The organism is Enterobacter sp. CPE_E863 (assembly GCF_046521465.1).
In the GTDB taxonomy this organism is placed as follows: domain Bacteria; phylum Pseudomonadota; class Gammaproteobacteria; order Enterobacterales; family Enterobacteriaceae; genus Enterobacter; species Enterobacter adelaidei.
In genome coordinates, this window is record NZ_JBKFZX010000001.1 from 100,679 (window position 1) to 112,673 (window position 11,995).

General features: G+C 51.5%; 9 protein-coding genes and 1 pseudogene. 6 read left to right on the plus strand and 4 right to left on the minus strand.

Annotated elements, in window-relative coordinates:
• The first annotated feature begins 200 nt into the window (after positions 1–200).
• From kbl to ACLHV8_RS00560, 6 genes are all read left to right on the plus strand, one after another.
• A complete protein-coding gene (kbl, locus tag ACLHV8_RS00535) occupies positions 201–1,397 on the plus strand; it encodes a glycine C-acetyltransferase (protein WP_128348858.1) in 1,197 nt (398 codons plus the stop codon).
• A 9-nt stretch (positions 1,398–1,406) separates the two neighbouring features.
• Entirely contained in the window at positions 1,407–2,432 is a 1,026-nt protein-coding gene (gene tdh, locus ACLHV8_RS00540; protein ID WP_028017870.1) for an L-threonine 3-dehydrogenase, read from the plus strand.
• A 176-nt stretch (positions 2,433–2,608) separates the two neighbouring features.
• Positions 2,609–4,189, plus strand: a complete 1,581-nt coding sequence (locus ACLHV8_RS00545) for a phosphoethanolamine transferase (RefSeq protein WP_208595149.1) — start codon at positions 2,609–2,611, stop codon at positions 4,187–4,189.
• 61 nt (positions 4,190–4,250) lie between these two features.
• The gene (locus ACLHV8_RS00550; protein WP_323673950.1) at positions 4,251–5,513 is read left to right on the plus strand and encodes an O-antigen ligase family protein; all 1,263 of its coding nucleotides are present in this window, start codon (positions 4,251–4,253) and stop codon (positions 5,511–5,513) included.
• Between the two features lie 71 nt (positions 5,514–5,584).
• Positions 5,585–6,442, plus strand: a complete 858-nt coding sequence (locus ACLHV8_RS00555) for a glycosyltransferase (RefSeq protein WP_049006978.1) — start codon at positions 5,585–5,587, stop codon at positions 6,440–6,442.
• 7 nt (positions 6,443–6,449) lie between these two features.
• Positions 6,450–7,361, plus strand: coding sequence for a capsular polysaccharide synthesis protein (locus ACLHV8_RS00560; RefSeq protein WP_247171584.1), 912 nt, complete (start codon positions 6,450–6,452; stop codon positions 7,359–7,361).
• Positions 7,362–7,423: 62 nt separating this feature from the next.
• Here the strand turns inward: ACLHV8_RS00560 and ACLHV8_RS00565 are convergent.
• From ACLHV8_RS00565 to gpmM, 4 genes and pseudogenes are all read right to left on the minus strand, one after another.
• Positions 7,424–8,119 (minus strand): annotated as a pseudogene (locus ACLHV8_RS00565) (IS1 family transposase).
• 28 nt (positions 8,120–8,147) lie between these two features.
• Positions 8,148–9,104: a divergent polysaccharide deacetylase family protein gene (locus ACLHV8_RS00570; RefSeq protein ID WP_208595313.1), complete on the minus strand. Its 957-nt coding sequence runs from the start codon at positions 9,102–9,104 to the stop codon at positions 8,148–8,150.
• Positions 9,105–9,107: 3 nt separating this feature from the next.
• A complete protein-coding gene (gene envC / locus ACLHV8_RS00575) occupies positions 9,108–10,367 on the minus strand; it encodes a murein hydrolase activator EnvC (protein ID WP_240739585.1) in 1,260 nt (419 codons plus the stop codon).
• A 33-nt stretch (positions 10,368–10,400) separates the two neighbouring features.
• The gene (gene gpmM, locus ACLHV8_RS00580) at positions 10,401–11,945 is read right to left on the minus strand and encodes a 2,3-bisphosphoglycerate-independent phosphoglycerate mutase (RefSeq protein WP_208595312.1); all 1,545 of its coding nucleotides are present in this window, start codon (positions 11,943–11,945) and stop codon (positions 10,401–10,403) included.
• Positions 11,946–11,995 lie beyond the last annotated feature (50 nt).

The following is an 11,995-nucleotide window of genomic DNA, read 5'->3' on the forward strand; positions in this document are numbered from 1 at the left end:
AGTGTGGGGGCCGGGGACAATCCCGGACGCTAATGTGCTTATCATATCATTAGTATGGCTGCCCTTCAGCCATTCACCGACATAGCGCAAGGGTACACGTGATTTATGCTGCAAAAACGAGAAGAGATAATGTGTCATCTCGTCATGAACTATAGGTTTGGGTAATATGTCCCGAAATTTGCCGAGTCTGGAGAATTGCAATGCGTGGTGATTTTTACAAACAGTTAAATAGCGACCTCGAAACTGCACGTGCAGAAGGGTTGTTCAAGGAAGAGCGTATTATCACGTCTGCTCAGCAGGCGGACATCACCGTTGCCGATGGCAGCCATGTGATCAACTTTTGTGCGAACAACTACTTAGGTCTTGCGAATCACCCTGAGCTGATTGCCGCTGCGAAAAACGGCATGGACACCCACGGTTTCGGCATGGCTTCCGTCCGCTTTATCTGCGGTACCCAGGACAGCCATAAGCAGCTTGAGAAAAAGCTGGCGAGTTTCCTCGGAATGGAAGACGCCATTCTGTACTCCTCCTGCTTCGACGCCAACGGCGGTCTGTTCGAGACCCTGCTCGGCGCAGAAGATGCGATTATCTCCGACGCACTGAACCATGCTTCCATTATTGACGGCGTTCGTCTGTGCAAAGCGAAGCGTTTCCGTTACGCCAACAACGACATGGTTGAGCTGGAAGCGCGCCTGAAAGAAGCGCGTGAAGCGGGCGCTCGCCACGTGCTGATCGCCACCGACGGCGTGTTCTCCATGGACGGCGTGATTGCCAACCTGAAAGGCGTGTGCGATCTGGCGGATAAATACGATGCGCTGGTGATGGTTGATGACTCTCACGCGGTCGGTTTTGTCGGCGAGAATGGTCGTGGTTCCCACGAATACTGTGACGTGATGGGGCGTGTGGACATCATCACCGGTACGCTCGGTAAAGCACTGGGCGGTGCGTCTGGTGGCTATACCGCTGCGCGTAAAGAGGTGGTTGAGTGGCTGCGTCAACGCTCCCGTCCGTACCTGTTCTCTAACTCCCTGGCACCAGCCATTGTTTCTGCCTCTATCAAAGTGCTGGAGATGGTGGAGTCTGGGGCGGCGCTGCGTGACCGTCTGTGGTCCAACGCCCGTCTGTTCCGTGAAAAAATGAGTGCCGCAGGCTTTACCCTGGCCGGTGCTGACCACGCCATCATCCCGGTCATGCTGGGTGATGCGGTAGTCGCACAAAACTTTGCCCGCGAACTGCAAAAAGAAGGGATTTACGTCACCGGGTTCTTCTTCCCGGTGGTGCCAAAAGGTCAGGCGCGTATCCGCACCCAGATGTCTGCGGCGCATACGCCTGAACAAATTGAACGTGCGGTGGAAGCCTTTACCCGCATCGGAAAACAGCTGGGCGTAATTGCCTGAGGACGTGTGATGAAAGCGTTATCCAAACTGAAAGCGGAAGAAGGGATTTGGATGACCGACGTGCCGGAGCCGGAAGTCGGTCATAACGATCTGCTGATCAAAATTCGTAAAACGGCTATCTGCGGTACTGACGTTCACATCTACAACTGGGACCAGTGGTCGCAGAAAACCATTCCGGTACCGATGGTGGTGGGTCACGAATATGTCGGCGAAGTGGTGGGTATCGGCCAGGAAGTAAAAGGCTTCAAAATTGGCGACCGCGTCTCCGGTGAAGGCCATATTACCTGCGGTCACTGCCGTAACTGCCGCGGTGGGCGTACGCACCTGTGTCGTAATACCATTGGCGTGGGCGTAAACCGTCCGGGCTGCTTCGCGGAATACCTGGTGATCCCGGCGTTTAACGCGTTCAAAATCCCGGATAATATCTCTGACGATCTGGCCTCCATCTTCGACCCGTTCGGCAACGCGGTGCACACGGCGCTCTCCTTCGACCTGGTCGGTGAAGATGTGCTGGTTTCCGGCGCAGGCCCAATCGGGATTATGGCGGCAGCGGTGGCGAAGCACGTTGGTGCGCGAAATGTCGTGATTACCGACGTGAATGAATACCGTCTGTCACTGGCACGCAAAATGGGCGTGACCCGCGCGGTAGATGTCTCTAAAGAGAGCCTGAGCGACGTAATGGAAGAGCTGGGCATGACCGAAGGCTTCGACGTAGGCCTGGAGATGTCCGGCGCGCCACCGGCGTTTCGCACCATGCTGGATACCATGAACCACGGTGGTCGTATTGCCATGCTGGGTATTCCACCGTCAGACATGTCTATCGACTGGAACAAGGTTATCTTCAAAGGACTGTTCATCAAAGGCATCTATGGCCGTGAGATGTTTGAGACCTGGTACAAGATGGCTGCACTGATCCAGTCTGGCCTGGATCTGTCGCCAATTATCACTCATCGTTTCTCCATTGATGAATTCCAGCAGGGCTTTGACGCAATGCGTTCAGGCCAGTCCGGGAAAGTTATCCTGAGCTGGGATTAACCTGCTCTCAGGCACCCGTTTTTACGGGTGCCCTTACACTTTTTAGCGGTTTGACTTTCCAGGGGTTACTTGTTAACTTCTGGCGAATTTTTCTCCACAGGGTCTTCTCCGCGCGTTCATTCTTGCAGTCATAATGATTACGTCAGGAAAGATTTTGCCAGGCTAATCAGGCTATTATGTCCACATTGTTTTCGCAGAAGTTGGTTAACACCCCTCCACGGCTTGCCGCTTTTTTAACGGTAGTGATTTCTCTGCTAATAGTCATTGGCGTTAATATTATCCATGCCAAATATAATGCGGTGATTAACCGTACGCTGGTTTTTACACTGATATTGCTGACACTGAAATGTTTAAACAATAAATTAATCAGAAATGTACTGGCGATTATTTTATTAATTCCGGTTGCGGCAGATATTACTTTACAGTTATACGCATGGAATAATTTCAATTCAGCGTTTAGCTATGGGTTTGCCCTGAGCGTACTCAACACGACACCAGGTGAAGCAAGTTCGATGCTCGGCTTGTACTGGCGCGATTGTCTGACCTTTATTGCCCTGTCTGCATTATTTATTTATACCGCCAATACCGGCATGTGGCCTGTCGCACCGCGTTTTCGTCGCTGGCCAGCCATCGTACTTGTCGTCACGCTGCTGTCTTTTTATGGTCAGGCGTTACAGCACCAGCTCCGGAAAAGCAGTGTTGAAAGTCTGGCGCAGCGTGTGGTTCAGGCGACGCCTGTTAGCACGGCAAAAGTTTTCATGCAGGCGATTGAAGATAATGCAGTAGTCGCCAACATCGGTAACAACATCCCTGATTATAAGATCGCGCTAACCGAAACCGGCATCGAAAATTATGTGCTGATCATTGGCGAGTCCGAGCGTACGGCAAATATGGGTATCTATGGTTATCAACGAGATACTACACCGGAGCTGGAGAAGCAAAAATCGCAGCTTTTACTGTTCCGTAATGCTGTGACGCCAGCACCGGTTACAATTATGGCCGTGCCACTGGCGTTGACCGCTGATGCCGTGAATGCGCGCGATCCGAAAAAATATGGCGATAATGTCATCAATATCGCGAATAAGGCGGGATATGATACTTACTGGTTTAGTCGTCAGGGCAAGGGTGGGGCGCATAACAACGTCATCACCGGAATTGCCATGAACACCAGACAGCATGAATGGATTGACGGCGGCTACGATGAAGACCTCCTGCCTCTGTTGCAGAATGCGCTTAAAACACCGGGCAAAAAACTGGTCGTCCTGCATTTATATGGGAGCCATGAGCCTTCCTGTCGACGTTTCCCGGCCAGTGAGGCGGTGTTACACGGTGATAATGAAGCCGATGATTGTTATGACAACTCGGTGCGCTATACGGATAAGTTGATGGGCAAGGTGTTTAGCTTGCTGGAAAACTCGCGCTCTTCGGTCATGTATTTCTCCGATCATGGCCTGATTCGCGATCCGAAGCGCGCTGTGGCTTACTCTCACGGCAACGTTAATCCTCCGCGAGAAGCTCTGCATATCCCGGCGTTTATCTGGTATGGACAACAGGTTGATTCGGATAAAAAGTATACCGGAGATTACAATACCGTTTGGTCTGCTGATGACGTTAATACGCTTGCTGAACTGTGGCTTGGGATCCACCGTCAGGGAGAGCCTGTTCAGACGGTACAGTCCTGGCTTGCGGGTTACAATAAGGATGTTACCGTGCTGGACACAACCGGGAAGTCCTATGACTGGCGTAATATTCGTTAACACTGGTGCGATAAACTTGTTTTTAGCGGTGTGCTAGCCTGCTTTACTTTTAGTAAATGGAATGATGATGATTAATGTAGAACGAGATAAGGTCCAGTTTGCATTGTTGCAATTACTCTTCGGACTGTGCGCGCTTGCTTTTGGTTGCGTCGTGGTTTCACCTAATTTATCCGCGAAAATTTTGGGGCTGGCGGGTATAACCGCATTAGTGATTTTCTTGTTGGATATTAAAAACTTCAGAAAGAATGATGCATTCTGGCTTTGTCTGGTTCTGCTGATCATCGGGGTTTGCGATCTGATCTGGTACCGGATGTATAAGGTTGATAGCGAAGCGATCAACTCGTATCGCGCTTACCTGGAAGTCGGGAAAATCTGCCTGTTTGGGGCTTTCTCCATTTTTGTGTTTGTAAACCGTAATCAGCTCAAAGTAGGCTGCAATAAGATCCATATGTTACTGGTCATCGCATTGCAATTGATGATCGTTGCCTACGCCGGGTACCAACATCTGTTTCTTGAAAACCAAAGGGTAACGCTCTCCCTTGCTGGTGGTGCGGATGCGACAGGGGCTGCTTATACCATTGCATTTATCTCGTTCTACACGATTCTGGTGCTACAACACAGTTCAAGCAGATGGAAAGAGCTGTTTATCCTTGGGCACTTTTTTATTACCTTCCTGGTACTGGTGGCGACAGAAACGCGTGCCGCCATTCTGACCTATCCGATTATTTTCTTCGGTTTGCTGGTGGTGAAGCTGTACAAGGAAAAGCATATCCCGTGGAAAGGGGTTTCTGTTTTCCTGATTGCATTGTTGGCTGGCGCATTTATGATGAAGGACAGCCTGATTCAGCGTTATCATGACTTTAATAGCGACATCGTTTCCTATGATAAAGCGAACAGTGCCACGTCTGTTGGTGCACGTTTCGCTATGTGGAAGGTGGGATTAGCGGCGTCTAAAAATAATTATTTATGGCAGTCTACTGATGAGCGAAACGTAAAGATTGTCGAAGAAGTTAATAAAGATCCAAGCCTGTCAGGCGCGCTGGATCACATCCGTGGTCATCTTCATAATGAAATTGTTGAAACACTCTCTGTAAAAGGCCCTTCTGGCGTTATTCTTTATATCCTGTTTGTAATATCGCTTGGCTGGTATGCACTGTGTAAACGTAAAAGTATTATTCTTTTCGCTTTCCTCGTTTCGATAGTTATGTTTGGAGTGGGCGGCGTAATGTTCTATTCTAAAACAACACCTGTAGCCTGGATGCTGACACTTATAATGTCGATCGTTTTCCTGGAACAAAACAAACATCGAACGGTCATTAAGTAATCATTTTGATTCTCCATCGGGAAAAAGGTATTCTCCCGATGGAGAAATATCTTTTACCAGACGAGCCCGCCATGAACGAACTGATTTCAGTAATCATCACTACTTACAACAGAGAGGAGTTGCTGGAACGCGCAATTCGTTCAGTTATCGCTCAGACATATCCTGCGGTAGAACTGGTTATTGTTGATGACTGTTCTAATGAAAAAACCGCGCAACTTATTGAGCGTATGCGCGCGGAGTGTGAGGCGCGCTTCGTGCATTTCACCTACGAACGTAATGAGAAGAACAGCGGTTCCAATTTCAGCCGCAACCGGGGTTACGCACTCTCGCACGGCGTGTTTGTCACCGGTCTGGATGACGACGACTATTTCCTCCCTGAGCGTTTATCAAAGCTGGTTTCGCGCTACGATGAAAACTATGCCTTTGTCACGGATACGCCTGCCCGACTGGACAAAACTCACCGCACCTATCCAGATACCAACGATAAAAGAATAATTGGTTTACAGGATATCCTCTGTGAAAACGTGGTGGGTAATCAGGTACTAACAACAAAAGAGAAACTGTCTGGTGTGGGTGGTTTTTCCCCTGAGATTAAACAACAGCAGGATCGCGATGTCTGGATTAAATTAATCCTGAAATATGGTTCTGGTATTAAATACAGTTTTAGCACTGCCATGGTGGATGCTGAGCACGGCAGTAACCGAATTACCTCGCAAATTAAAAAATATAATGCTTATCGGAAGCTCTATTTTAAATATCGTGAGCATATGTCCGATGAAACCAAAAGCAACAACCTGTTCCAGCTGATGTCTTTCCGTGGCTTTAAATCTTCTCGCATGAACTGTTTATTACGCGGGCGTAAAAAAGATGCCAAGCTGAGAATGAAACTGCTGCGCCGGACATTAAAAGAGATGTTCAAGGGCGCATAAGGGCGGAATGATGAATCTCAATCTAACCAATAAACTCATCAAAAAAACACGGCGCTGGCACAAGAAAACCGGTTTATCTCTTTTCCAGCGTGCGGCTGAGCACTTTGAGCAGAAGAAGAAAGAGACGCTGTTTGACGTTATTGATGCGCTGAAAATTCAGCCGGAATCCGCGAGTAACACTGAACCTGCACAGTCGCGCATCATCTGGGTCTGCTGGTTTCAGGGGCTGGAAAGCGCGCCAGAGCTGGTTAAACGTTGTATCGAATCCGTGCAACGAAATACGCCAGACGCTCAGGTTGTCATCCTGACGGATGACAATATTCCTGACTACCTCTCATTACCGGATCACATTAAAGCCAAGTATCAGGCCGGGCTCATCAGCAAAGCGCAGTATTCCGATATTGTTCGCTGCTCTTTACTGTATCAGTACGGTGGGATCTGGATGGATGCCACCGTCTTTATAACGAAAGCCGTGCCTGAGTCTTTCTATGAAAATAGCTTCTCATCGCTGCGTTTTGACTCGGGTGAAAATGCGACAAGCCAGGGATTCTGGACGGCTTATTTTCTTGCCTCACAAAAGGGCAATACCCTGGTGAAACTGGTCAGGGATATCCTTTATCGCTACTGGCAACATCACGATATCCTGCTCGAATATTTCTTAATTGATTACAGCTTCTTGTATGCACGCGAACGTTATCCTCAGTTTCGCGAGCTCATGAACGCACAGCCGGTGACGGGAAATAATCGCTTTTTGATTCGCCAGTTTATCTCTGCCGCACCTGATGCTGCGGCAGTAGAGATACTGAATCGCGATCCTGTGGGTATCTATAAACTCTCCCACAAGGAACAGTATCGTACTGCGGATAACGGTAAGCCGACGCTGTACAGCCAGATCCTCGACGATACCTTCCGTCTGTAATGACAAAAAGCCACCCTTACAGGTGGCTTTTTGTTATCAGGATTTCTGGTAATGACTCCAACTTACTGATAGTGTTTTATGTTCAGATAATGCCCGATGACTTTGTCATGCAGCTCCACCGATTTTGAGAACGACAGTGACTTCCTGCCCAGCCTTGCCAGATGCTGCCTCAGATTCAGGTTATGCCGCTCAATGCGCTGCGTATATCGCTTGCTGATAACGTGCAGTTCTCCCTTCAGGCGTGATTCATACAGCGGCCAGCCATCCGTCATCCATACCACGACCTCAAAAGCCGCCGACAGGGCCCAGAAGACGCTCCAGCGTGGCCAACGTGCGTTCACCGAATACGTGCGCCACAACCGTCCTCCGTATCCTGTCATACGCGTAAAACAACCAGCGCTGGCGTGATTTAGCGCCGACGTAACCCCACTGTTCGTCCATTTCCGCGCAAACAATGACGTCACTGCCCGGTTGTATGCGTGAGTTTACCGACTGCGGCCTGAGTTTTTAAGTGTCGTAAAATCGTGTTGAGGCCAACGCCCATAATGCGTGCACTGGCGCGACATCCGACGCCATTCATGGCCATATCAATGATTTTCTGATGCGTACCGGGTTGAGAAGCGGTGTAAGTGAACTGTAGCTGCCATGTTTTACGGCAGTGAGCAGAGATAGCGCTGATGTCCGGCAGTACTTTTACCGTTACGCACCACGCCTTCAGTAGCTGAACAGGAGGGACAGCTGATAGAAACAGAAGCCACTGGAGCACCTCAAAAACACCATCATACACTAAATCAGTAAGTTGGCACCATTACCGGATTTCTTACCCCATCCCTGCCATTGCTGCTGAACGTATTTCACCAGCGTGCTTTCTCCAATGCTTTCGCCAATCACCGAGAAGAAGCGGGTCGCGTAGACCGGCGCTGGCGGCTGTTTTGGTTTGCAACTCTTCACGCCGCGGAACGGATTACGTGGAGCTGTCGGAGCGGGCAGGGCCGAATTCGGTGTAGAGGTGTCCACCTGCGGTTCATTCAGCAGGTCGCTCGGGCGTACCAGCGTGATGTCAGACGGTAATGTCGGCAGCATCTGTTGCAGAACACGGACGGTAGACGGATGCGGGTGACCGATAGCAATAGCTGAGCCATTGCGTCGGGCCAGCTGCACGGCACGATTGAACTGCACGCGAATGTCCGCTTCGTTTTGCGTATCATCCAGGAACACTTTACGCTTAATCACCTTCACACCTGTTCCCTGAGCGGCGCGCATCGCCTGGCTGTTGCCAATCGTCATGCTATCGAGGAAGTAGAGGTTGTAGCGCTCCAGCGCCTGCATCACCTTGAGCATCCCATACAGGCTCGATGTCATCGCGCTGCCCATGTGGTTGTTCAGCCCTACGGCATACGGCACTTTGTTGTATGCGTCGCGGATGATGCGCTCGATCTCATCGCTGCTCATATCCGGGCGCAGGGTATCTTTTTCCAGTGGCTGCTTGCTGAGCGGTGCCATCGGCAGATGGATGAGAACCTGATGTCCACTGTTATGGGCTTTGGTCGCCATTTCGCGCGCGTGCGGCGCATTGGGCAGGACGGCAACAGAGATGGCTGACGGCATGGCCAGCACCTGGTTTTCAGTTTGCGGACGATAACCGAAGTCATCAATCACAATGGCGAGTTTACCGGCGTATACCGGTGCAGCCAGCGCCAGTGCGCTGGCGACGGAGAAAACAATTCGACGAAATTGAAGCAAAACTTATCTTCCCAACCACGGCTGTGGATTGACCGCCTGACCCTGGCGACGAATTTCGAAATAGAGTGACGGGCGGCCCTGACCGCCACTGCTGCCCACAAGGGCGATGGGTTGGCCGGCGCGCACCTGCGTGCCGACGCTGACCAGTGCGCTCTGGTTGTAGCCGTAAAGACTCATATCACCTTTACCGTGTTCGACCACCACTACCAGCCCGTAACCCTGTAGCCAGTCGGCCAGAATCACGCGGCCATCGGCAATGGCTTTCACTTCGCTACCTTCAGACGCACCGATAACTATCCCTTTCCAACGTAGCTCACCCTGCAACTGTTCGCCATAACGATGCAGAATTGAACCGCGTACGGGCCAGTACGCCTGGCCGCGAGGAGAGCCCAAACCACCGGTTCGCGACATTAGGGAACGTTCGCTTTCGCTTGGTTTGTAGGTTGTCCCTTTGCGGGATGCTTCCTGCTGTTTGTCGCGAACGGCCTGCGCCTCGCGGGCCTCTTTGTCGGCGCGTGCTTTCGCCGCGGCTTCCGCACGGGCGATGCTGTTGCGCAGTTTTGATTCGTTGGCACGCATTTCGCTCAACTGGCTCTGCCCTTCCTGAATGGAGGACTCAAGGCCAGAAAGCGTTTTCTTACGCTCGTTACGTGCCTGCTCGAGTTTTGCCTGCTGGGCCTGCTGATCGTAGAGCAGCGTCTGCTGCTGGCTCTGCTTTTCTTCCAGCTCGGCTTTTTGCGTGGTGACCTCTTCGCGCGTCTGTTTCAGCTGCGCGATAGTCTCTTGACGCGCCTGGTTCAGGTAGCCAAAGTAAGCCTGCAGGCGCTGACCACGCTGGCTCTCTTCTCCGCTGAGGATCAACTGAAGGCCGGTGTGCTCACCCTGGCGGAATGCGGCATCAAGCTGTGCGGCAAGGTTGCGTTCCTGCGCATCACGCTGACGTTCCAGTTTGGCAATCGACGCGTTCATCTCGTCGATCTGTTTATTCAACTGGGCGAGGGTGTTTTGTGTTTCACGGAGTTTACGCGTGGCGGCGGAGATCGCCTCTTCCTGCTGTTTAAGCTGGGCGAGCAGTGCGGAGCGTTGCTGTTGTTGCTGACGTACCGCACGCTCTTTGGCGGCGATATCGGCCTGAATAGATTTGAGCTGGTCGCGGTCATCCGCGTGGGCGGATGCGGCGCACAGCAATACGCCAGCGCTGAGTGCGCTGGCGTAAAACAGAGGTCTGACTGATAACCTAAGCGGCTTCACGACCCATGTGATTGAAAAAATCGCCTTTCCCCTCATGGGGAGCGATTATTCCACGATGAACAGCGGCTTACCAGTCATCTCTTCAGGGATCGGCATACCCATCAGCGACAACATGGTTGGCGCGATGTCAGAAAGCTTGCCGCCTTCCACTGCTTTCAGGGCTTTATCACCGACATAAATCAGTGGAACAGGCAGGTTGGTATGGGCGGTGTGCGCCTGGCCGGTAGCCGGGTCGCGCATCTGTTCAGCGTTACCGTGGTCAGCGGTGATCAGGAGCTGACCACCAACAGATTCAACGGCTTTCGCGACCTGATCAACACAGTGATCCAGCGCTTCAACTGCTTTTACCGCCGCTTCCATGACCCCGGTATGGCCAACCATATCGCCATTTGGGTAGTTACAGATGATGGTGTCGTACTTGCCGCTCTCGATGGCCGCAACCAGTTTTTCGGTCAGTTCCGCAGAGCTCATTTCTGGCTGCAGATCGTAGGTGGCCACTTTCGGCGAGTTGATCAGAATACGGTCTTCGCCTTTGAACGGCTCTTCCACACCGCCGTTGAAGAAGAAGGTCACGTGTGCGTATTTTTCAGTTTCGGAAATACGCAGCTGCGTTTTATCGTTCTTCGCCATCCACTCACCAAAAGTATTGGCCAGCGAGGCTGGTGGATATGCGCATGGGGCTTTGATGTCTGCAGCGTATTCAGTCAGCTGGATGAAATCGAGGTTGACCACTTTCTTACGGGCAAAACCGTCGAAATCGCTGTTAACGAACGCACGGGTGATTTCACGCGCGCGGTCAGCACGGAAGTTCATGAAGATCAGCGCGTCGCCATCTTCCATGGCGGCATCAGCCTGGCCTTCAGCACGAATGACGGTCGCTTTCACGAATTCGTCGTTTTCATCACGTGCATAAGCCGCTTCCAGGGCTTCAACGGCGGTGGCGAACTGGAATTCACCTTTTGCCAGGGTCATCAGGTCATAGGCCTGTTCAACGCGATCCCAGCGGTTGTCGCGGTCCATGGCATAGTAACGACCAATGATGGACGCTACGCGGCCTTTACCCAGCGCGGCGAATTTCTCTTCGAAGGCTTGCAGAGAGCCTTTTGCGCTGCGTGGTGGCGTATCGCGACCGTCCAGGAAAGCGTGCAGATAGATTTTTTCCGCACCGCGCTCAGCGGCCAGTTCAACCATCGCCATGATGTGATCTTCGTGGCTGTGAACGCCGCCAGCAGAGAGCAGGCCCATGATGTGAACGGCTTTGCCTGCAGCCACGGCTTTATCTACCGCGCCAGACAGAACAGGGTTGGAGAAGAAGGTACGTTCTTTGATTTCAACGTCCAGGCGGGTCAGATCCTGATACACGATACGGCCCGCGCCCAGGTTCACGTGACCCACTTCGGAGTTACCCATCTGGCGATCCGGCAGACCGACTTCCAGGCCGGATGCGTCAATCAGGGTATGGGGACGTTTTGCCCACATTGCATCCATGACCGGGGTTTTGGCGTTGAAAATGGCGTTATCCTGTTGATCTTCACGGTAGCCATAGCCATCCAGAATCACCAGTACCATAGGTTTTTTAGAAACCGACATTGCGACAACCTCATGCTCAAGAGACGAAAAATTTGCGTAATTTTACTACA